A 23,242-nucleotide genomic window follows, 5' to 3' on the forward strand; every position below is an offset into this window, starting at 1 on the left:
AAACGAGTAATGCTCCATGTCTGAGGAATCGCTCTTTGTGGCAGCCTTGGAAGCATCTGGAACAGATGCACGGCGCAGGCTGTTGGATGAGCAATGCCAGGATAACCCTGCACTGCGTCAACGTGTCGAACGACTGTTAGCCAACCATGATCGCGCTTGCGGAATCCTTGATCGAAATGATGGCCGTTTCTTGACTCCGGGCAATGGCTCGTCCGGGATTCACTCACGCAAGGAATACATTGGAAAAACCGTTGGACCATATCGACTGACTGAACTGCTGGGCGAAGGTGGTTTTGGACTTGTATTCTCCGCAGAACAGCAATCGCCGTTGCACAGAACGGTGGCCCTGAAAATCATCAGACCCGGAATGGACAGTAGGGAAATCCTTGCCAGGTTTGATCGAGAACGTTCGGCGCTGGCCTTGATGGATCACCCCAACATCGCCAGGGTGCTGGATGCAGGCACCACCGAAAATGGCCATCCTTATTTTGTGATGGAACGTGTTCATGGCGAACCCATCACTACCTATGCGGATCAGAAGCATCTGGGAATACCCGAACGATTACAGCTGTTTTTGCATGTTTGCCAAGCTGTACAACATGCTCATCAGAAAGGAATAATCCATCGAGACTTAAAACCCACCAATATTATGGTTGCTGAGCATGATGGACAGCCAACCGTCAAAGTGATCGATTTTGGCATTGCCAAGGCGCTGCAGCAGCAGCCGGGCGATAGTTCCTTTTACACCTGTACCGCCCAGATGCTGGGGACTCCCAGTTATATGAGCCCTGAGCAGGTGGAAATGAACCATGATGATATTGATACGCGTACCGACATCTACTCGCTGGGCGTTCTGCTGTATGAGCTTCTGACGGGAACGACTCCGTTTGAGCGAGAACGACTCGAATCCGCCGGGTTCGACGAATGGCGTCGCATTATTCGTGAAGAGGAACCGGTACTGCCCAGTTCGAGAATCACCACGTTGTGCATGGAGGCGACCACCGTTTCCACCAATCGCCGAAGCGAGGCGCGTCAACTCAGCCGTCTTTGCAAGGGTGAACTCGATTGGATTGCCATGAAGGCGCTCGACAAGGATCGCAGCCGTCGATACGCCACTGCAATCGATCTGGCACGTGACGTTGAACACTACCTGCATCATGAGCCGGTCGACGCATCGCCTCCTTCATCGCTGTACCGGTTCCGAAAAATGCTGCGTCGTCATCGTGCTGCCGTCCTGGTAACTCTGCTGATCATGTTCCTGTTGATAGCTGGCATCATAGGTACGAGCATTGGACTGCTACAGGCGAAGCAGGCACAATTGAACGAAGAGCAGCGTGCCGAACAGGAAAAACTGCAACGCCAGCGTGCTGAGCGAGCAGAGTTGGAAGCCAGGCATCAGGCTAATGAAGCCAAAAAGACCTCAGCGGTGGCATCGGCACTGGTGCAGTTCCTACGCAAGGATTTACTCGGGCAAGCAGGCAGCATAACTCAACTAGGCAGTCAACAACGCCCGAACCCTCAACTGACAGTACGCGAGGCACTCGATAGAGCTTCTGCCAGACTGGGTGACCGGTTCAAGCAGGAACCTGATGTTGAAGCCGCCATCCTTTCCACCATGGCAACAAGTTATCAACAATTGGGCCAGTATGATAAGGCAGCCAGTTTATTTCAACAATCACTGAAGCTCCGTAACAATGAAACTGACCAGGATCGTGAAGAAGTACTGCAAACGCAAAACCAACTGGCACTGGTACTGCGTGAACTTGGACGAACGAAGGAAGCTATAGTCTTGCACGAAAAGGTACGTGATGCCTATTCCAGACTCCTGGGGCATGAACACCCCTACACACTTACGGCAATGGACAATCTGGCCGTGGCATTTCGGGATGCCGGTCGTCGCACTGAAGCAATGAAACTCTTAGAGCAGGTACGAGAAGCACGTACAAGAGTGCTGGGCGCTGAAGACCCGGCAACCCTTGTGACGTATCACAATATTGCCACCATGCATTTGGAAGCAGGCAATAACATCCAGGCGATTGCTGAACTGGAGCCCATTTGCGAAGCGAAAAAGAGAGTTCTGGGGCCAGACCATCTCGATACGCTGCCTTCCATTTCCAACCTGGCTACGGCATACTGGAAAACACGACAGCTTGACAAGTCGATCCCGCTTTTTGAAAGCGTTTTAGGCGCGCAGCGAAATCAACTGGGCAACACGCATCCGGCAACGATCGGAACCATGGCCAATCTGGGAGTCAATTATCGTGATGCTGGCCGGCTTGATGAAGCTATTACTCTTCTGAAACAGGCACTTGAAACGAGTAAGCAGCAGGCCGTTCAACTCTGGGTCAGTAATGAACTCTTGCTCGCATACACCAAGGCAGGAATGAAACCTGAAACGGTCCGCATGATACATAAGAACCTGTCGTTACACGAAGTGAAGACTAATCAAACGAGCCTGGAGTATGCAGCTGTTTTGGCCAATCATGCTGCCACGCTGATGGGCATGAAGGAATGGGGTGAAGCTGAAAGCATGCTCCGAAAATGCCTGGCCATTCGGCAGACTAAGGCGTCGGATAACTGGCTGACATTTCATGCTCAATCACAACTGGGCGGATGCCTGCTTTCACAAAAACAATACGCCGAAGCCGAAACACTTCTGCTTCAAGGGTACCGGGGATTACGCAATATAACGCCGAAGCAGTCGGAACAGCAGCACAGTCGACTCATTCTAGCCATGGATCGCCTCATTCAACTTTACACTGAAATCAATAAGCCCGACGAAGTGAAGAAGTGGCAAACCGAAAAGGAATCACTTTCCAAACTGACTGGAATTAAGTGAATCAATCAGAACTCCTGCCACAGGTCTACGAGGAACTCCGCCGCCTGGCGGCAGCCAGGTTGGCTCACGAACGGGGCGATCATACGCTCGATGCCACCGCCCTGGTACATGAAGCCTATCTGAAACTAGGGGGCGAGCGTTCCTTCAGCAGCAAAAGCGGGTTCATGCAGGCTGCGGCCCAGGCGATGCGACGAATTCTGGTCGATCACGCTCGCCGCCGGAATGCCCAGAAGCGGGATGGCGGGCAGCGTCTCCATCTGGATCCTGACCAGTTCGCTGTGGCCGGACTGCGAGACGACCTGGTGGAAGCCCTCGACGAAGCATTGCAACGGTTGGCCCAGGCAGAGCCTCGCATCGCCGAACTGGTGCAACTCCGTTACTTCGCCGGTGCCAGTATCCCCGAAGTGGCTGCCATTCTTGAGATTGCTCCCCGCACCGCTGATGCCTGGTGGGCCTATGCCAAGGCCTGGCTGACGGCTGAACTTCAGAAATATTGATTATTTTCTTTTCAGACTGCGCGATCGGAGCTCAAAATACGCTGTTGAAGTTGAAGCCCCTAATTATTCAAAGTCGTTGCCATGAATGAACTCGATCTGTTTACCGCAGCCCTGTCGATTCAGGATTCCCAGGCTCGTGCTGCTTATCTGAATGAGCACTGCCAGGGCAATATGCCGTTGCGCCAACGGCTGGAAGAGCTGCTCAAGGCTTATCATCAGGCGGACCAGGTGCTGCCTGAAGTGCCCGCCATCGATCCCAACATGACCGAGCTGTTCACCGGTCAGAAGAAGGATCACCAGATCGGCACGATCATTGCCGCCAAGTACAAGCTGTTGGAAGAGATCGGCGAAGGCGGTATGGGCACGGTCTTCGTCGCTGAGCAGACCGAACCGGTGAAGCGCAAGGTAGCAGTCAAACTGATCAAGCCCGGTATGGATTCCAAGAGTGTGCTGGCACGCTTCGAAGCGGAACGACAGGCCCTGGCGATGATGGATCATCCCAATATTGCCAAGGTGCTTGATGCAGGATTGACCGAGGAGCGTCGGCCCTACTTTGTCATGGAGTACATCAAGGGACTGCCACTCACCAAATACTGCGACGATGCGAAGCTCTCCATTGATGAACGGCTGAAGCTGTTCATCCAGATCTGCCAGGCGGTGCAGCATGCTCATCAGAAGGGCATCATCCATCGTGATCTGAAGCCCACCAATATCCTGATCGCTCTGTATGATGGCAAACCGGTGCCCAAGGTGATTGACTTCGGCCTGGCCAAGGCGCTGCATCAATCGCTCACAGAGAAGACACTGCATACCGGCCACGAAATGGTGCTGGGCACGCCGCTCTACATGAGCCCGGAGCAGGCGGAACTCAATAACCTCGATATCGATACTCGCTCCGACATCTATTCGCTGGGGGTCATTCTGTATGAACTTCTCACCGGTGTAACACCTCTGGAGAAACAGCGATTCAAGGAAGCAGCCTGGGCCGAGGTGCTCAGGATCATCAAGGAAGAGGAACCAAGCAAGCCGAGCACGAAGCTGAACAGTTCTGAAAGCCTGCCTTCAGTGGCAGCACAGCGGCAGATGGATCCGAAGAAGTTATCGTCATTAATGCGCGGCGATCTCGACTGGATCGTGATGAAGGCTTTGGAGAAAGATCGTAATCGGCGGTATGAGACAGCCGATGGGTTTGCAGCGGATGTACTGAGGTATCTGTCGGGGGAGGCAGTGACGGCTGCACCGCCCACTGCTGGATATCGGCTGAGGAAGTTTTTGAAACGGAACAAAGGAAAAGTGATTGCAGCGGGGCTGGTGTTTCTGGCATTAATGTTGGGAATAGCCGGGACAACATGGGGTATGTTAGAAGCCAATCAGGCGTGGCTGGCTGAGAACAAAAGGGCCGAGGGTGAGCGACTTGCCAAACTTGATGCAGAACACAAACAATCTGAATTAGTGATCCAGAAGGAGAGAGCGGAGAAGAGTGAGGAGTTAGCCAGGCATCGGCTATTGGAAGTTTCAGCAGAACGAGACGAGAAGGAAAAGGCTCGCAAGGAAGCAGAAAGCATCACTTCCTTTCTTTGCGATATTTTTCAAAGCCCCGACCCGATAAGGGATGGGAGAGAGATTACTGTTGCAGAAACATTAGACAAAGCATCGAGAAAGTTGGACGATGATGTTTCCATTGAACCTGATACTAGAGTCAACCTGCAAGCATCTCTTGGACGAACTTACTATTCCTTAGGTCTCGCTAAGCAGGCAATACCTCTACAGGAAAAGGTACGGGATTACTGGAATTCTAAACACGGTGTAAATCACCCCATCACGCTAAAGGCAATGAACTATTTGGCTGATTCATACTGTGATGTCGACCGCTGGGAAGAGGCAAGTCAGATTAGTGAACAGGTACTACGTTTCCGACATCAACTATTAGGGTCAGAACATCCTGATACATTAATTGCAATGAAAGACATGGCGAATATACTTGAACACCAAGGCTTGATAAAAAAAAGTTTGGTTATGACAGAGGAATTATTGAAATTATGCAACAAGGTCCACGGCCCTGAACATTCTGAAACATTAACAGCGATGCACAATCTAGCAGCTATTTATTTTAATGCTGGACGCAAACCAGAGGCTTTAAAACTAGGTCAGCAAGTATTGGAACTCCGTCGCAAAGTCAGCGGCAATGATCATCGAGACACGATTACAGCCTTGAGGGCATTGTCCTATTTTTATTTTGATGCCGGAATGAGAGATGATGCATGCGGGATGATGGAACAAGTAGTTCAACTTCGCCAAAAAAAATTTGGTCCAGAACATTCCAGTACTCTTAATGCGATGAGCACTCTGGGTGAATATCACTCAAAAATGAATCGTCATCAGGATGCTGTTAAGATTTTTGAAAAAGTGGTGACTCTACGACGTAAAGTTAACGGTGCGCAACACTCAGCAACTGCTAGAGATTTGTACTTGCTCGCAACATCCTACTTTGAAGTTGGCCGTCGTGACGAGTCAATTGCTTTACATGAGGAGGCAGTAAAAATAATGCAGAAAGTGCTTGGGTCAAAGCATCCACAGACGTTGGCAGTCATGAATAACTTATCTATGTCGTATTTCAATATAAACGCTCATGAAAAGGCTATCGCTTTACGGGAAGAATTAGTGGATCTTTGTAAGGAAGCACTTGGTTCCGATCACCAAGACACCCTGAGTACCATAGGAAACTTGATATTTTCATATACCACAGTGGGTAGATTCGAAAAAGCATTGAAACTGCAAGATGAATTATTGAAGCTACATAGAAGGATTTATGGGAATGAGAATCCAGTTACGATCAAAGTCATGCATCATCTTGCAAAAATATATTCTGATATGAAATGCTGGGATGATGCAATCCATTTGCATGAAGAAATATTGGTTATCAAAAGAAAAATAAATGGAGAAGAACACCAGGATACACTGTTTACTAAAGGCTGGCTTGCATTCACCTATTGCCAATCGGGCCGCCATTTTGATGAAATCAAACTTCGACGTGAGATTTTAACCGTTTATCGAAAGCAGTTGCCTAAAGACAGTCCAAAATTGGCGGAGCATTTAGTCAACCTTGGATCCGCTTTATTGAAGGTAAATTTATTTCAGGAAGCAGAATCTGTTCTAGGCGAGTGTTTGGCCATCCGCGAAAAGAACCAACCCGTAGCTTGGAGTACCTTTAATACGTATTCCATGCTCGGCAGCACTCTCCTAGGTCAAAAGAAATATTCCGATGCGGAACGGTTACTTCTGAAGGGCTTTGAGGGTATGAGAGCATGCTACGGCAAGACTCCGGAGACTGACACTGCCCGACAGAGTATGCAACAACGCCTCCCCGAAGCCCTCGACAGACTCATCCAGCTTTACACGGAAACCAACAATCCCGACGAAGTGAAGAAGTGGCAGGCGGAGAAGGAGAAATTACCCAAGCCAGTTGAGCCAGTGAAGAAATAGAATGTTGAGCATGGGTACGTCAGCCATCCAGATTGATGCCAGCAAGCACTATCTTCATGAAGCAGAGCCATTACGGTATTGCTTTACCATAGAACTGGGCAAGACTCTGGCTCTTCTGGGTCGTTCTGGCTCCGGCAAAACCACCCTGCTACGGTTGCTGGCCGGGTTGGAACAGCCTAGCAAGGGGGCAATAGTCTGGCCGGATGTCATTACCCGCTTGAGTCATCCATTCGGCATGGTTTTCCAGCAGACCGTGCTGATTCCGCACTTAAACGTCAGGGAGAACTTGGCGATTGGCTGGCGATTACACTATAATGAGTTCCGTAAGCTCTGGTGGGCGAGAACGGAACCTTCCGAACTCCGCCAGCGGCTGGACGAAGCGATTCCTCTCCTGGAGTTGGAACCGTACCTGTCGCGACTCCCTTCGGAACTCTCCGGAGGTCAAAGGCAACGAGTCGCCCTCGGTCGGTGCTTGATCCGCCGCCCGGCGGTTTTTTTGTTGGATGAACCTCTCTCCCACCTCGACCTGGCGATTGCCCTGCGAATACGTGACCGATTGGTTACATGCTTCCAGCGATGGCAGTCCACGGTTGTCTGGGTGACTCACGATCCCGCTGAAGCAAAGGCTGTAGCAGACCGTGTCATATCCCTGGATGAGCCTTCTATTACGGTGACTACCACGAGTGACACATGAACGGCCCAGAAATACTTCGCATTGTTGATGCCATGCACCGCGACAAGGGCATTCCCAAAGACATGATCTTTGAAGGCATTGAACAGGGCATGCACCTGGCTGCTCGCAAACACTTTGGCGTCATCGATCAGGAAACCGATGACATTGAAGTCAAAATTGATCGCCAAACGGGCGTCATGACAGCCAGCAAGGCCGGCATTGAACTTGACCCACAGATTCTAGGCCGCATTGCTGCCCAGGTAGCCAAGCAGGTATTCATCCAGAAAATACGCGAAGCTGAATCGAATGTCGTCTTCCGCGATTATGGCGAACGCAAGGGCGAACTGGTCATCGGCACGGTGCAGCGTATCGAAGGTGGTTCTGCAATTCTAAGCTTGGGAAAAAGCGAAGCATTTCTGCCTCGTTCCGAAATGATTCCCGGCGAAACTCCGCATGTCGGTCAGCGTATCAAGGCAATCATTCTCGAAGTACGCAAAATGGGCAACCGTGTTCGTATTGTCCTTTCCAGAACCCATCCTGATTTTGTCCGCAGATTGTTTGAACAGGAAATACCCGAAATCGCAGATCGCACGATCCAGATTCGTTCGATAGCCCGCGAAGCGGGTTATCGCACGAAGATTTCTGCCAGTTCGATCGATAGCAAGGTTGATGCAGTCGGTGCCTGCGTGGGTGTGCGAGGCAGCCGCATCAAGAACATCGTTGACGAACTGGGTGGCGAGCGTATTGACATCGTTCGCTGGAATGAATCGCTTCAGGTAATGATTCCCAATGCTTTGCAGCCAGCCAACATCACAGAAGTGTTCCTTTACACCAAGCTGGGTCGCGCCATTGTCATGGTGCCTGAAGACCAACTGAGCCTGGCGATTGGCCGACGTGGGCAAAACGTCCGGCTGGCATCCAAGCTGGTGGGCTGGGACATGGAAATCATGACTGAGGATGAGCTTTCGGAAAGCATTGAGAAAGCCGAAGGTTACTTCCGACTGATCCCGGGCATGACTGATGACATGGTGGAAGTGCTGATTTCCGAAGGCTTCCTCTCTTATGACGATCTGACATTCCAGGAGACAGCCGACCTGGCTGAAATGCTGGGGGTAACGGAAGAAGAAGCGATCAACATTATCAACTTCGCTGAAGAAGCTTCTGCAGAACTGGAAAAGATCAGCGAAGAACAGAGGTCTGGCGGACAAAGTGGGTCGACTGCAGTTGAAGAAACAGCCGCTGAGACAACTACAGAGACTGCTGTATCAGAAATTCCGGCGGAAACGTCAGCTGAAAATGTAGAAGTAACCGTTTCTGAATCTGAAGCACCGAGTACAGAATCAGGTGATGAAGCGGCCGAACCGAGTACACCAACCGTTGATGAAACATTAGCTTCCGATGTTCCTGAAGTTGTTACCGAATCATCAGTCGAAGCAACTTCTTCCACCGAAGCCGTTTCCGAAGCTAAACCAGAAACAGTGTAAAGGTAGAATTGAATTCATAAATGCGGGACCATCAACGGTACCGCCTGCTTTAATTAATGTTGTAAACCGCGGTGTCATCATCAAACAAAAAACCCCATTTTCATCATCAGACATGCTCTGTTATTACCATTTTCGACAGATGGATCCAATTCAATAACGCATTGATTCATCTAGAGTGTTCAGAAACTATTATGAAATAGGGCTTTCCATCAAGGAATTCGTCTCTTACACTAATCTATGCTCAAATGAGAAGAAATGTCTTCGATTTGAACACTCATGCCCATGAGTGGTCGAAGCTGTTTTAACTCTTCCGAAGCAGGCCAAGACCGCCGGGAGCGGCCTATGTGAGCAGATTGACTACAGGGGTGATGCTTGTCGACGACGAAGGAAGCCAAGGTACGCATATATCAATTGGCAAAAGATCTGGATGTGGAAACCAGCATCTTACTTGACATCTGCAATGATGCTGGCTTTGATAAAGTTCGCAGCCAACTTAGCAGCGTTGATCACGATCAGATTGATCTCATCAAAAAGGTACTCAAGCAAAAGGCAACCCCGCCAGCTCCAGCAGTTCCTCCACCTCCAGTATTAAAGCAGCCTATTGCGGCCAAGCCTCCCACCCTGGCCCCCAAAACGCCTGTCGTATCACAGGCCAAGGTGATCCCTGAAGAAGAAACTCCGGAAGTTGTTGCGGAAATAGTAGAAGAACCTGCTGCTCAACCTGAACCGGTTGCACCTCCACCACCGAAAACGTTATTGACTGCCGACCTGAAAAGTTCAATTCGTAACCTGAACACTGCTCGGCCAGTTCGCTCACGTCATGCACCACCCCCTGCTGCTCCGCAACAACCGGCACCGGTAGCGCCAGCGGCTCGTGAACCAGCTACCGAAAAGCCAGCACCAACGGTTACCCCGGCTCCTGGACCAGCTAAAGCAGCAACCGTTACCCCGCTACCCAAGCCAGCAGCACCCATCAGACCGATGGCTACGCAGAATCCAACCAAGCCACCTGTATTGAACCAACCAGGCGGAGCTGCTGCTGCCGGTGAACGCCGTTCCGCACTGGATCGCGCCAGACCGACTACCTCGTACACTCCGCCGGCATCCCAGGCGCGCCGCAAGATTGTCATGCCAGGCGCAGTGCCTAGTGCCCCCTCTGCTCAACCGGGAGTACTCAAGCCTTCTGTCAAGTTCACGCCTGACATGCTGGCTGGCATCAATACGACCAAGGGGCCAGTAACTGCGAAGGATATTATTCGCAAAATCGAAGAAAAGCATTTCGAAGATAAAGCCAAATCCAAAAAGGATCATGGCGACGATCTGGTCGATGAAGATGATGACAAATTACGTCCCGGACAGGTGAAAGGCCGTGAAGAGAGGCACAAAAAGCGATCCATGCGGGCAAAGGCTCGCGAGGACGATATCCGCAAACTCACACAGTTGCTAGACGATGATGATGATACCCCCTCGCCACAGCGGCTGCATCGCGTTCATCGCGCACCGCGGCAAGGCACCCTGCCCCGCAAAGGTACTATTGTTGATGTCCATACCCCCATCACGGTGCGTTCGCTTTCTGAAAACCTTGGCGTCAAAGCGACCGATCTCATCAAGAAACTGATGGCCAAGGGACAGATGGTCACCATCAATACCGGCCTGGATGAACTGGCTGCAGAAGAACTGGCCATTGAACTGGGCATTGAGATCAAGATCATCAAAGAGCAGGAAGCCGAAGAGCTGGTGCTGGCTGAATTCAGCAAGAAGACCGAAGAACATGCACTGATACACCGGCCACCTATTGTCACAGTCATGGGCCATGTCGATCACGGCAAAACAAGTCTGCTCGACCGTATCCGTGAAAGCAACGTGGTAGCCAGCGAAGCGGGTGGCATTACGCAACATATCCGCGCCTGGAAGGTAAACCATGGCGGGAAAGACATTACTTTCCTCGATACACCCGGCCATGCTGCCTTCACGCAGATGCGCGCCCGTGGTGCCAATGTCACTGATATCGTGGTGCTGGTAGTGGCAGCTGATGACGGCATCATGCCTCAAACGGATGAAGCCATCAGTCACGCCAAGGCTGCTGGTGTGCCCATCATCGTGGCGATCAACAAAGTTGACCTGCCCAATGCCAACCTGAATCGCACCCGTCAACAGTTGTATTCCAAGGAGCTGATTCCCGATGATATGGGTGGCGATACACCATTTATTGAAACGATTGCCAACAAGGATCGGCCTCGCGGTATCAACGAATTACTCGACATGATCCTGCTGGTTGCAGAACTGAAAGACCTCAAAGCTGACCCCGAACGTGCTGCGACAGGCACTTGCCTGGAAGCCAGAGTCAATGGTGATGAAGGTGTAGTGGCCAACTTCCTGGTACAGGATGGCACACTCCGCCGGGGCGACACGATATTGTGCGGTACCACGGTAGGACGCGTTCGTCAGATGTACAGCGACCTGGGCAAAACGCTGGACGAAGCTGGCCCCTCAACTCCTGTCCGCATCATCGGCCTCGATGAGGCTCCCGAAGCCAGCGACAAATTCTATGTCGTGGATGATATCGCCCAGGCTCGCGAAATCGCTGAATCGCGTATCCAAAAACAACGTGATGCAATTAACATTAAACGCAGTACCTTCCGACTCGAAGACCTGGGCAAAGCCAAGGCAACTGAGCTGAAGATCATCCTGAAAGCGGATGTCAAAGGCTCTATCGAAGCGATCAAGAAAGATCTGGAAAAGCTTACCCACGATGAAGTGAAGATCAAACTTCTGCATACCGCGGTCGGTGGCATTACCGAAAGTGATGTCCAGTTGGCGTTGGCATCTCCGGAAGACAGCCTGATCATCGGCTTCAATGTGGTGCCTGATGATGATGCACGCAAGCTGGCAGATGTCAATAATATTCAGCTCAAGCTGTACGACATCATTTACAAACTCTCCGACGATTTGAAGCTGGCTCTAGAAGGCAAGCTCAAGCCGAAAGAAGAAGTCATCCACCTGGGCCGTGCGGTCGTCCGCGATACATTCAAGATCAGCCGTGTTGGCACGGTGGCTGGCTGCCATGTCACCAGCGGCACCATCGAACGCTCCGCCAAGGTTCGCCTGATTCGCGATGGCGTGGTGATCTACCCGCCATCAGAACGCACCGCAGCACTCGATTCACTCAAGCGTCATAAGGATGATGTCCGCGAAGTACGCGAAGGCTACGAGTGCGGCATCAAGATCGCCGGCTTTGACGATGTGAAAGTGGGCGATGTGATCGAAGCATTCCGCGTGGAACAGGTACAGCGGACGCTGTAGCCTGAACAAGTGCTAATCTTTTGCGAGGTGGAGCATGTCTCCACCTCCATGTTTTTCAAGTCAAATCATGAACAAGCTACCACTTTCAGCTGTTCAGCAGACACTGCAACAGGCCCCGCCCCGCATTGCTGTGGTCTTAGGTTCAGGATTAAGCGTTCTAGCAGAATGCCTGCAACTCATCAGTCAGTGGAGTTTCGTAGAACTTCCGGGCATGGTGGCTTCCAGTATCCAGGGCCATCGCGGGCAGTTGCTGTATGGAACCTGGAATTCCATTCCTGTGTTAATGTTCGCTGGCCGTATCCACTATTACGAAGGGCACGGCTGGGATGCAACACTGGCTCCCATCAGGTTGGCGGCTGATCTGGGCATTGAGCGTTTGATTCTGACCAATGCCGCAGGCGGCATTCGCGAAGGATTCAAACCTGGTACTCTCATGCTGATTCAGCATCACTTGAAATGTACGCAGCCACGCTGGTGGGCGAAGGGTGTCCAGAAGAGCGACCCTATCTGGTACGATTACCAACTCAACGACAAAGTGCTGCAACTTGCAGGATCATTTTCCATTCCGCTGGAATACGGCTTTTATGCCTGCCTCACCGGTCCCAGCTATGAAACACCAGCAGAGATCAGGATGCTTCAAACACTGGGAATCTCTGCAGTAGGAATGTCTACGGCACTCGAAGCGGAAGAGGCGTATCAACGTAAGATTCAGACCATTGCGATTTCCTGCATCACCAATGTTGGCGCAGGGCTTTCTGCAACACCTCCGCATCATGAAGAGGTGATGCTGGAATCGCAACGGGCGGCACATCAACTGGGTAATCTGCTCGAAGGCATACTGACCATACTCTGATTCGACTTGATACTCTACACCAACGCATGTTCTGGTTTGTAGAATAGCAACATCTTTGATCAACCGATAGGTGATGCCATGCCAGCCTATGTCAAACGTGGTTCCATTCCTCCCAAGCGGCATATTGAACATCGCGTCAAGCCGGGCTACAAGAACGAAGGCATCTATTACGAAGAAGTCGTCACCACGGTTGGTTTTGAGCGTGCCTATTCGATCTGTTATCATCTCAGGCCGCCTACTCGGGTTCGCAAGGTGGAACCAGCTGGCATCATGCCTCTGGAAATTGTCGAAGGCGAAATGCTCCGCCATCACCACCTGAAAAGCAAGAACATCCCGGCACGTGGAGATATTGTTTCGGGCAGATTGCCACTGATGACCAATGCCGATGTCACCATCAGCCGTTGTCGGCCTTCCGAATCACAGTCAGAACTATTCCGCAACGCATCGTGCGACGAAGTCATTTTTGTGCATCACGGGCGAGGCAAACTGCATTCTCCGCTCGGCATCCTGCCTTTCAAACCATTCGATTACATTGTCGTTCCCCGATGCACTACTTATCGCATCGAATTTGATGAAGGCATCTCGCCTGACCTGCTCATCGTGGAATCAACAGGCGATTTGCGTATCCCGGAACGCTACTTGAATCCAGACGGTCAATTACGGCTCGGTGCGCCCTATTCGGAACGAGACTTTCATGGGCCCACGGATATCCACGTCATTGATCAGGAAAAAGACATTCCCGTGCTGGTAAAAGATGGTGATCGATACACTCGCTACATCCTGGCCAGCCATCCATTTGATGTGGTCGGCTGGGATGGCATGCTTTATCCCTTTACTTTCAATGCTGATGATTTTGAACCCATCACGGGCACGATTCATCAGCCTCCACCTATTCATCAGACCTTTGAAACCAAGGGCTTTGTGCTTTGCACGTTTGCTCCGCGATTTCTGGATCATCATCCCGATGCGGTAAAGGTGCCCTACGTTCATTCCAACGTTGGTGCAGATGAAGTGCTCTACTATGTGAGAGGCAACTTCGGCAGCCGACGCGGCGTGGAAACTTCATCCTTCACACTGCATCCACGTGGCATTCCGCATGGCCCTCATCCAGGCACCATTGTTGCCAGCCGTGAGGTCATCCGCACGGATGAGCTGGCGGTCATGGTAGATACACATTTGCCTTTGCACCTCACCCGTCAGGCACTGGAACTCGACGACCCATCGTATCCCTACAGTTGGCTGGATTAGTGCATGGTCTTTCTGGATGTGGCATCAACCCCCGCCATGGACATTTATCAAGCCATGGTGGGGATCGTTTCACCTCGCCCTATTGCATGGGTAAGCACGGTTGACCGGTCTGGCAGACCGAATCTCGCACCGTTCAGCTTTTTCAATACCTTTGGCTCTAACCCGCCGGTCGTCGTGTTCTCACCCACGCTCAGGCGAGATGGAACGAAGAAGGACACTCTTCTGAATCTCGAAGAAGTGCCCGAGTTTGTGATTCATGCTGCAACCTGGCCCCAAGCTCACGCTGTGAATGACTCCTCCAGAGAATTACCCCGACATGAAAGTGAAGCTGACATGCTGGGAATGGGACTGATTCCGTCCAGCAAAGTCAAGCCACCACGCCTGAAAGATGCCGTAGTTGCCATGGAAGGAAAAGTACTGCAGATCATTCCCATTGGTCAGCAGGCTATGAGTGGCAACCTGGTAATTGGTGAAATTGTTGGGATTCATCTTGATGAGTCCATTCTCAATTCTCAGGGGAAAGTAGACCCTCGACTACTGCAGACCATTGGACGGCTGGGAGGCGACTGGTTTTGCAAATCTACTGACTTGTTTGAACTGAAGCGACCAACCTGATCGTATCCAGGCTAAACTGCCTCAGCAGCCCGCAAAGTTTCCCCAGATTCCCTCAAGCCACCATTATCAGCATGTCGATGAATGCAGAGACGGTGTATTACGTCCGGGCGGGGAGTGTCTATTCATGATGGGGTTCCGTGGGCTGGCTGCCGTACTTTGCTGCGTGCTGTTCCAGCTTGCGCTCCAGGCTCAGAACACTCCAACGTATTGCAACAAGCTGCGGTTTTCCCTCCCATTTCAAATTGATCCACAGGAAGTGTATCGGCTGCGTGAAGCACAACTCTATGAATCGATGGATGGGCGAAGCAACTGGAGGCTGGTTGCGCGCATAGGGCCGCAGGACAATCAGTTTCCTGTTCAGGTTCCGCGCGAAGGTGAATACTGGTATCTGCTTCGAGTGATTGAGACAAACGGCATGGCGAATCCAGCCCAACTGGATCGCTTACCAGCCAACCATCCGCTCACACGCATCGTAGTGGATAATACACCGCCCCGCATCGACTTTCGTGAACTGCCAGGCCGTGGCGAACAGGCTCAGGTGAACTGGAACATCACCGATGAGACGCTGGATATCAGCAGCATCCGTCTTGATTACCTGAATGCCAACAACCAGTGGGTTCCCATCAATATCCGCCAGGAAGCACGAGGCGAAGCATCACTGACAGTGCCTGGCCGTGGCAGGGTTGAATTACGACTATCCGCGATGGATATGGCCAAAAACCAGGAAGCCAAGACCATTAGCCTGGGTGGCGGATCTACAGCCAGTACCGCTGAACGAGAAAACAATCGTGATAATGATGGATGGGATAGCCCAGGAGGGGCCGGAGCCACGCGACGATCATCCTCCATGGATGATACAGGAACATCTTCGCGCGAATCACGCTACATCAACAAAGACACATTCAGTGTCAATTTCAACCTGGAACAAGTCGGGCCTTCCGGCGCTCATGTTGAAGCATTTTATCTGAATGATAATCAGTGGACCCCTTGCGGCAGCACGAAAGTAACGCACGAGGGCCCTGGCAAACTTGAAGTCAAACTGCCCCGCGAGGGCACCTTCGGCATCATCATGCAGGTACGAAGCGGCTTTGATAATACTGCCTCCAAGCCTCGGCCTTCCGCCAGCCCTGAAGTATGGGTGTGCCTGGATAAGACACTGCCTAAAGTGACTGATCTCCAGGTGCTTCCTGGTCGTGGCAGCAATATGGGCAAAGTAAAAATCCTCTGGCGAGCCAGCGACACACACCTCGCTTCTCAGCCTATACGATTGGAATATCGAGACCTGGAAGACAGCGACAAAAACTGGCAACCTATTGCAGACAACCTGGAAAATACCGGATCTTTTGTGTGGAATACTCCTTCGCGTGGTTTTCGGTATCAGATACGTGTTTCAGCCATCGATAAAGCACGCAACTGGGGCGAAGCAATTTCGCAGGAAGTGATCGTAGATGTTGCCCAGCCTAAAGTCAGGATTCTGGATATTGATCATTAAACGCAAACAGGCGGGAAACGCATTTCCCGCCTGTTACATGAATATTCCTATCTGCTTATCGACTCTTGATGGCCTTGATCAGCTTATCTGCCAGATCAGCCTTGATATCGCCGGCCAGCGATACCTTCTTGCCGTTGGAACCAATCTGCAGGCTGCTGACCAGATCAGCCAGTTCCGAGCCAAACTGTTCATTGGAAAGTGCTAAAGCACCAGCCATATCCTTGGCCTGATCCATGAGAGTTTTCATCTGGCTGGCAGCACCTTCTTCCGACAAATGCATGCTGACATCAAACTTGACATTGTCTTTGATATTCAGATTCATCGTCTGGGTTTCAAGCTTGCTGATCGCATCACCCAGTTCAGGATTTGGCGCCATCTTGGACATTTCACGGACTGAAGCAGGAATCATGATGGCACCCCAAACGGTATTGTCATTGCGTGCCTTGGCGAGCAGTTCCGAAAACTTGGAGTTGAGCGAACTCGACTTGCGACCGATCAGACGTTCAATGGCATTAGTCACATCTTCCTTGACAGTACCGCCGATGATGGTTTCCTTGTCGTAGATGGTTGCGTAGAAGTTCTTGCCACTGTCTTTATCCTTGACTTCATACATCAGGAAATCACCATACTTGGTGGTGGTGACGCGATCGCTTTGATTGGCTGCAGCAATCAGAGCGCCCAGGGCACCATTCATTTTTTCAACATTGAATGCACCTTTGGCGACCATAAAGCCATCCGCTTCGGGTGGTCCGCCGATTTTCGCATTGAATTTACTGACAGTAAAAGTCACCGAGGTGATGTCTCTCATGGGATCAAAACCCAGCGACTGCATGACACCCTGAAGCTGGCTGTTTTCCTTGATGCGTTTTTCCAGGTCTTCCTTGAAGTGCTTCTGGAACAGCGAAGAACTCAACAGACTTTTGACATTGAAGGAAAATGCCATCTCTGTGTTATCAGGAAACAATTTGGCGATATCGCCAGACTGCTGAGCCTGCAGACTTGTCAAACCAGCCAGCATGATCGTTGCACATGCCAGATAGCTGAAAACAGATCGTTTCACAATTCATCTCCACGAGGGTAAATATCAAACCAATCCACCATACGCACTGGTCAGTGTACTGGATATGCAAAGGGAGACCTAGCCGAATTTCGTATACCAGACCTGCTTGTCCTTTGATTTCATCCAGGGACTTGTTCTGCGATGCGTTCCTGAAAATGTATTACCCAGATACTGTCTGATGAGTTTCAAAAAATAAGGTAATGCAGTAAACTATTTTTATCAGATTATCCTGGACAATGTGATTTTCATGGAATATTCGACTGTTCCATTAAGATATGCTAATCTTGCTGGTTAGACAGAAACACTGTTCTTGGCTTGAGTTATGACCTTTGCCTTGGCTGCTGGTACTGAACCTGTAAGTGGTTATCGTTGTATTCGGCGATTATCTCGATCGCATGCCAGCGAAACCTGGCTGGTACAGGCCGAGGATGAATCGTACCGTGCCTTGAAGTGGCTCTATGATTCCAGTCGGTACAGCCATTTGAAGAGGTTGACATCCATCCGTCATCCCTTTCTCATTCACTGGGAAAAAACTGAAACGATTGGGAGCGATGTACTTCTGCTATCAGAATGGGCAGAAGAATCGCTTGATATAGTCATCTCGGAACGCAGGCATCAAGGCAATACAGGTTCAGGTGATCTTCCATTGCTGCGGTATCTGGAAGAGCTGGCCGAAGTTCTGGATTTTCTGCATCAAAAACAGAAATTGGTGCATGGACGACTCAAACTTTCCAACGTCGGTATCCTCCATCGACACATCAAACTGCTGGACTGGGGTCTGTGCGTACCAGAACAATTGACAGTTCAGCCCTGGTCACCAACTGAAATCCAGAGCACTGCACCCGAAGTTCTGACTGGCCAGTGCATCCCTGCCAGCGATCAATTTTCACTGGCTGCACTGTTTCTGATTGCCAGCCAGGGCAACCGTATCACATCGGCTCGTTCGTTGCCGGAATTGTTGAGTATTCAGCAACACACGATGTTTTCATCAGAGCAGTTATCCTCCGGAGTTCAAGCAGTTCTGGAACGGGCGTTGCACCGTGATCCTGCATCGCGATACTCGACATGCATGGAAATGGTGCAGGCTCTCAGCACAGCTTTGCAAGCATCTGAAAATGGAGGTACGCAGTCTTCTCCATCAACGCAATCCAGAGTAACCACACCAGAACCAGTGATTGAAGAGCCAATCTGGAATGACGAAGAGACGCCTGTTGCACCCAGCAAATCAACGCCTACGGTGATGATCCAATCTCTCATGGAGGTGGAAAGCGACAAAGGAGGCAGCAGTCACAAACATCCCGATAGTGCGTTCCTGAACCTGAATAATCTGGCGTATCATTCCAAAGTACAGAGCAGTGGAGTTCTAACTCCCACTCTGCTGATCGGATTGGGTGAGTATGGGAAGAATATTCTGCAAAAACTATCGAATTTGTTTCAGCAGAGATTTGAAGGCATCAGTCAATTACCCAACATCCGCCTGCTGGGCATAGGCAATGAGACCATAGCAGATTCTATCCATTCCAAACCTGGATCGCTGAATTCCTCGCAGTACTTCTCTCTTCCATCACTGACAGATGAACTGCTCCACGCATCATGCAAGAATCCTATTATTCAACAATGGCTCCCTGATTCTGGCGGATTAATATCCGTCAGTGAAGCTGCCCCAGAGTGCCCCTATGTGAACCGTCTATCGCTGGTCCATCAATATTCGCGGCTGAGACTCAAGCTGGCCGAAGAATGCAAGATCATGATGCAGTCTGATTCGCTGATCAAGGCCAGACAGCACACCGGCCTTTCCATTCGTCAGGATTTGACGCCGACATGCTATGTGATCGCTGATCTCAGTGAATCGCTTGCCACAGGTACACTTGCTGATCTCATCTACCTGATTCGCAGTGTTATTGCAGAATCAGGCTGGGGACATGGCCAACTTACCGGGTTATTCCTGCTGCCTGGTGATACTCAATCGGCAGAGATCAAGGCAAGAACCTATGCAGCATTAGTAGAATTGAATCATTACACTCAGGAACAGTTCTTTGCGGCACGCTATAACCAGGAAGACGAGTTGACTTATCCTTTTCTGCCATGCGATCAGGTCTTTTTCCGCAAGTATCCGCTGCAGACCGGCCCGCACACGATCGAGGAAGCTCAACTGGAAGCAGCCCACTGGCTGTTGCGGGAGGTTACTTCGGAACTCAGTAGTCTGCGCCTGGCCAGCCGACGGACTACCGATACGTTTGCCCCTCAGACATCAACCTGGTTCAGCCACGGCATGACAGCACTGAAGTCGTCGCACGACGATCTGAAGGTGCTTGTTAAAAACCGGATGCTCGGTGGACTTATCCAAACCTGGCTTACACCATCTCCAGAAGTTTCGGAGCATATTCAAAAAGATTTCGAACAGTTTCTGGAGCAATACATTCACTCGGCGTCTGCGTTACTGGAACGCTTCCAGCACATGGCAGCAGTGGTCTTGGGCTGCGAACCATCCCAATTAATCGAAGAATGGATCGCCCCTCTTCGCAAAGGTGCAGCAGCCAGGCCGCCACTGGAAACTCTGGCACGAGAGATCATGCACCAGGTAGAGACTAATTTTGGAACGAGCAGCAGTTATCAGCATTCCCCGGCCCTCGTTGCGATTCAGCACGAAGCAGAAAGTGTTGCACTGGATATCAGTTCAAAGATAAAGCCTTTTATTCTGCAATATCTCGATCAACCGGGTATGCGGTTGGGCGGCTCGCTCTACCTGGGAAATTTACTCCTGAACTGGATCAATCATCATCTGAACCAGTTACAGGCTAACCATCTCGAAATTCACCAGGATATGTTGCGCGCCGAACGTACAATTACCCAGATGATGAGTCAGGAAGAGCGTTCGTTCGCTATCATGGGTCGACAGCGGCTTGTCTCTCAGATTGTGCAGGATTTATCCGATTACCCAAGCCGGGTCCTGGCAGAAGATATGTTCGCCCGGGCATTGCATGTTTTCCAGCATATGAAAAAGACTGTAGAAGAATGTCTCGCGCAGTTACAGACTGCAGAACTCAATCTGAAGGAATTACAGTCGTATTACCAGATATCTGCAGTCAGCAATACACATCTGCTTCTGGATGGCGAAGAAACGCTGGAAGATCGAGTCCAGGCACTGCAGTCGCAATTGCCTGAAGACCTCTACCTGCGACTTGATTCCGATATGACCGTTGCACTTAGTCGGTTTCAATCCGATTTTTCAAAAGTATGCCTGGGAAAAGGCCCCAACTTCACCGATGTGCTTGAACTGCTCGACAATTCTCTCGAGGAAAATCTAGAAGGTATGCTGCCCAGTGAGGATGCTGCAGAACAATTACTGACTCTTACCTCGCAAACGGTGGTTGAACAGTTAAGGCAGTGTTATCGTGATGCTCGCCCGGATTTGATGGAGAACAAGAGAACCAGACAAGGGGCATTTTGCCTCATGCTGACTCCAGGTTCCGATGCAGGACAGGAACTTCTCCAGATGGCTCAGGCAACATTACCGCAAATTGTAGCTGCACCGGAAGGGTTGCAGGGAGAAATATTGTTTTATCGGGAAACTGGCAGCTTGCTTCCCCATGAAATTTATCCCGAAGGCAGTAAAGCCTATGAACAACTGCAGGCAAACCTCGAAACCTCGCAACACAGCCGATTTGACATCAGTTATTGGCATTCGCTGGGAACACCGCCAGATTCAGTTACCACGATTTACGCTTCCTCCACTGACTCATTAGATACTATCACCGTTTAGCCCATTCTCTGTAGAATAGTGATTCCTAAAACACTTTTTCTGCACTGAATCGGGCCAATGGAATCACTCGAAGTAGCACGTCGCACCAAGCTTGAACAAATTACTGCTCTGGGAATTGACCCGTGGGGAAGCCGTTTTGATGGCCGAACCATGATTGGCGATATTCGCCATATGCAAGTCCCGGAAGACCCCATGGCCGGACCACCATTGAAAGCGGCAGGCCGCGTAATGACCTATCGCAAGATGGGCAAACTCCGCTTTATCGACCTTGCAGATCGCACCGGCCGAATTCAGTTGATGATCGGACAGAAACAGGTTGATGAAACCAGTTGGAAGCTGGTTGATCTCATCGATCTGGGTGATCTGATTGGAGTCACTGGTCGCCTCGGAAAAACCAAGGTAGGCGAGCTCACCTTGTTTGTTGAGCAACTGCATTATCAAGGCAAATCACTGTTGCCTCATCCTGATAAATGGTCAGGCATTGAAGATCAGGAGTTTGCGTTACGGCATCGCTATCTGGATTACATCTACACGCCGGAGTTGCGATCCAAGGCGGAAAAACGCCTGAAAATCATGAATGGCATACGACAGTTTCTTGAAGCTGAAGGCTACTTTGAAGTGGAAACCCCAGTTCTCCACAATATTGCAGGTGGCGCCGCCGCCAAGCCGTTTGAAACACATCATAACGCGCTGGATATTCCCCTGTTTCTTCGTATCGCGTTGGAATTGCCTTTGAAGAAACTCCTGGTAGCCGGGTTTGACAAAGTTTACGAAATGAGTCGAGTTTTTCGTAATGAAGGCATCAGCCCCAAGCATAATCCAGAATTCACCATGATGGAGTTGTATCAGGCGTACGGCAACTATGAGTCCATGATGGATCTTACTGAACGCCTCGTGGTGAAACTGGTGGAATCAACCACCAGCACGCCAGGCGAGTATGTATTGCCTTACGCAGAGCGTGCCATCGATTTCAAACCACCATTCCAACGACAAAAGTACGGAGATTTGTTCCTGACTCACGTTGGCGTAGACATGCGTGATGCAACAGCTGTGAACGACGCTGCCCGCAAACGGGGAATCGATACGACAGGGAAAGATCATGCTGTGCTGATTCACCTGCTGTTCGAGATTGTAGTAGAACCAGCGCTGGCTCAGATTTATCAACCTGTTTTCGTTTATGACTATCCAGCGGCATTGTGTCCACTTACGAAGCGTAAGTGGCACGACCCGTTCATCGCAGAGCGTTTTGAGTGTTATGTACTGGGTATGGAAATCGCCAATGCTTACACGGAATTGAACGATCCGGAAACGCAGGAAGCGACTTTCCGCTCTCAACTCAGCGGACTGAAAGAAGAAGATTCGATGGCCAAGCTCGACATGGATTTCGTGACAGCCTTACGCTACGGTATGCCACCAGCCGGCGGTTTGGGAATTGGCATTGACCGACTGTGCATGCTGCTGACAAACAGCCAAACGATTCGAGATGTGATACTGTTTCCACTCTTGCGACCCGGGAAGTAAACATTAAGAAACTGCAGATGAATATCATGCTGCAAGCAACATGTCATAGCTTTCTCACCCGGTAACCAAAGGACTCATAGTATTCCAACTAATGAGTTTAAACCATGAGCCAGATTCGTTCACGCGATTGATCACGTCTTGTTCAATCCATTAAAAACAAGGCAATACAGGTGCGTCGTTTTAATCAACCGAAGAGCGTGTCGTTTATCATCATTTAACTTGAGTAAGTGGAGGCTGAAAGTTGGAAAATCTGTTTCACTAATCCAGCATACTAGAGCATTTTCAAAAACCATCTTGCGCATTCAGGTAATACATGAAATACTGTGACGTGTCCATGTCATGGAGTCACAGATGAAAGCGTACTCGGTTGATTTACGTGAGCGGGTGTTGGCAGACTTTCAGGGAGGCATG

The 23,242-nt window shown here is 50.5% G+C and carries 13 protein-coding genes; 12 read left to right on the forward strand and 1 reads right to left on the reverse strand.

Going from position 1 to position 23,242, the window contains the following annotated elements; translation table 11 throughout:
• The first annotated feature begins 16 nt into the window (after positions 1-16).
• From JNJ77_20945 to JNJ77_20990, 10 genes are all read left to right on the forward strand, one after another.
• Positions 17-2,839 (forward strand): serine/threonine protein kinase, encoded by a 2,823-nt coding sequence (locus JNJ77_20945; GenBank protein ID MBL8825069.1) that lies wholly within the window; start codon positions 17-19, stop codon positions 2,837-2,839.
• Positions 2,836-3,336, forward strand: a complete 501-nt coding sequence (locus tag JNJ77_20950; protein ID MBL8825070.1) for a sigma-70 family RNA polymerase sigma factor — start codon at positions 2,836-2,838, stop codon at positions 3,334-3,336. Before JNJ77_20945 ends, JNJ77_20950 begins: the two co-directional genes overlap by 4 nt.
• A gap of 81 nt (positions 3,337-3,417) precedes the next feature.
• Positions 3,418-6,819 (forward strand): tetratricopeptide repeat protein, encoded by a 3,402-nt coding sequence (locus JNJ77_20955; protein MBL8825071.1) that lies wholly within the window; start codon positions 3,418-3,420, stop codon positions 6,817-6,819.
• A gap of 10 nt (positions 6,820-6,829) precedes the next feature.
• A complete protein-coding gene (locus JNJ77_20960) occupies positions 6,830-7,513 on the forward strand; it encodes an ATP-binding cassette domain-containing protein (GenBank protein ID MBL8825072.1) in 684 nt (227 codons plus the stop codon).
• Positions 7,510-8,976 carry a transcription termination factor NusA gene (gene nusA, locus JNJ77_20965; protein ID MBL8825073.1) on the forward strand — a complete coding sequence of 489 codons (1,467 nt, stop codon included), beginning with the start codon at positions 7,510-7,512 and terminating at the stop codon, positions 8,974-8,976. Before JNJ77_20960 ends, nusA begins: the two co-directional genes overlap by 4 nt.
• Positions 8,977-9,378: 402 nt before the next feature.
• Positions 9,379-12,279 carry a translation initiation factor IF-2 gene (infB, locus tag JNJ77_20970; protein MBL8825074.1) on the forward strand — a complete coding sequence of 967 codons (2,901 nt, stop codon included), beginning with the start codon at positions 9,379-9,381 and terminating at the stop codon, positions 12,277-12,279.
• A 67-nt stretch (positions 12,280-12,346) separates the two neighbouring features.
• Positions 12,347-13,132 (forward strand): purine-nucleoside phosphorylase, encoded by a 786-nt coding sequence (locus JNJ77_20975; GenBank protein ID MBL8825075.1) that lies wholly within the window; start codon positions 12,347-12,349, stop codon positions 13,130-13,132.
• A 78-nt stretch (positions 13,133-13,210) separates the two neighbouring features.
• Positions 13,211-14,380 carry a homogentisate 1,2-dioxygenase gene (locus JNJ77_20980; GenBank protein MBL8825076.1) on the forward strand — a complete coding sequence of 390 codons (1,170 nt, stop codon included), beginning with the start codon at positions 13,211-13,213 and terminating at the stop codon, positions 14,378-14,380.
• A 3-nt stretch (positions 14,381-14,383) separates the two neighbouring features.
• Positions 14,384-14,995 carry a flavin reductase family protein gene (locus JNJ77_20985; GenBank protein ID MBL8825077.1) on the forward strand — a complete coding sequence of 204 codons (612 nt, stop codon included), beginning with the start codon at positions 14,384-14,386 and terminating at the stop codon, positions 14,993-14,995.
• Between the two features lie 124 nt (positions 14,996-15,119).
• Positions 15,120-16,487, forward strand: coding sequence for a hypothetical protein (locus tag JNJ77_20990; GenBank protein ID MBL8825078.1), 1,368 nt, complete (start codon positions 15,120-15,122; stop codon positions 16,485-16,487).
• Between the two features lie 55 nt (positions 16,488-16,542).
• On the opposite strand, the gene JNJ77_20995 is transcribed toward JNJ77_20990, so the two are convergent.
• Positions 16,543-17,547: a hypothetical protein gene (locus tag JNJ77_20995; protein MBL8825079.1), complete on the reverse strand. Its 1,005-nt coding sequence runs from the start codon at positions 17,545-17,547 to the stop codon at positions 16,543-16,545.
• A 322-nt stretch (positions 17,548-17,869) separates the two neighbouring features.
• Between JNJ77_20995 and JNJ77_21000 the strand changes: the two genes are divergently transcribed.
• On the forward strand, positions 17,870-21,310 hold the full coding sequence (locus JNJ77_21000; protein ID MBL8825080.1) for a hypothetical protein: 3,441 nt from the start codon (positions 17,870-17,872) through the stop codon (positions 21,308-21,310).
• A 57-nt stretch (positions 21,311-21,367) separates the two neighbouring features.
• Positions 21,368-22,831 (forward strand): lysine--tRNA ligase, encoded by a 1,464-nt coding sequence (lysS, locus tag JNJ77_21005; GenBank protein MBL8825081.1) that lies wholly within the window; start codon positions 21,368-21,370, stop codon positions 22,829-22,831.
• The last annotated feature ends 411 nt before the right edge of the window (positions 22,832-23,242 follow it).

This window comes from Planctomycetia bacterium (assembly GCA_016795155.1).
In the GTDB taxonomy this organism is placed as follows: Bacteria; Planctomycetota; Planctomycetia; order Gemmatales; family HRBIN36; genus JAEUIE01.

Bases quoted from the DNA above. Each gene is read 5' to 3' on its own strand.
- JNJ77_20945 (MBL8825069.1), top strand. From the start codon at position 17: ATGTCTGAGGAATCGCTCTTTGTGGCAGCCTTGGAAGCATCTGGAACA.
- JNJ77_20955 (MBL8825071.1), top strand. From the start codon at position 3,418: ATGAATGAACTCGATCTGTTTACCGCAGCCCTGTCGATTCAGGATTCC.
- JNJ77_20960 (MBL8825072.1), top strand. From the start codon at position 6,830: ATGGGTACGTCAGCCATCCAGATTGATGCCAGCAAGCACTATCTTCAT.
- nusA (MBL8825073.1), top strand. From the start codon at position 7,510: ATGAACGGCCCAGAAATACTTCGCATTGTTGATGCCATGCACCGCGAC.
- JNJ77_20975 (MBL8825075.1), top strand. From the start codon at position 12,347: ATGAACAAGCTACCACTTTCAGCTGTTCAGCAGACACTGCAACAGGCC.
- JNJ77_20980 (MBL8825076.1), top strand. From the start codon at position 13,211: ATGCCAGCCTATGTCAAACGTGGTTCCATTCCTCCCAAGCGGCATATT.
- JNJ77_20985 (MBL8825077.1), top strand. From the start codon at position 14,384: ATGGTCTTTCTGGATGTGGCATCAACCCCCGCCATGGACATTTATCAA.
- JNJ77_20990 (MBL8825078.1), top strand. From the start codon at position 15,120: ATGATGGGGTTCCGTGGGCTGGCTGCCGTACTTTGCTGCGTGCTGTTC.
- JNJ77_21000 (MBL8825080.1), top strand. From the start codon at position 17,870: ATGACCTTTGCCTTGGCTGCTGGTACTGAACCTGTAAGTGGTTATCGT.
- lysS (MBL8825081.1), top strand. From the start codon at position 21,368: ATGGAATCACTCGAAGTAGCACGTCGCACCAAGCTTGAACAAATTACT.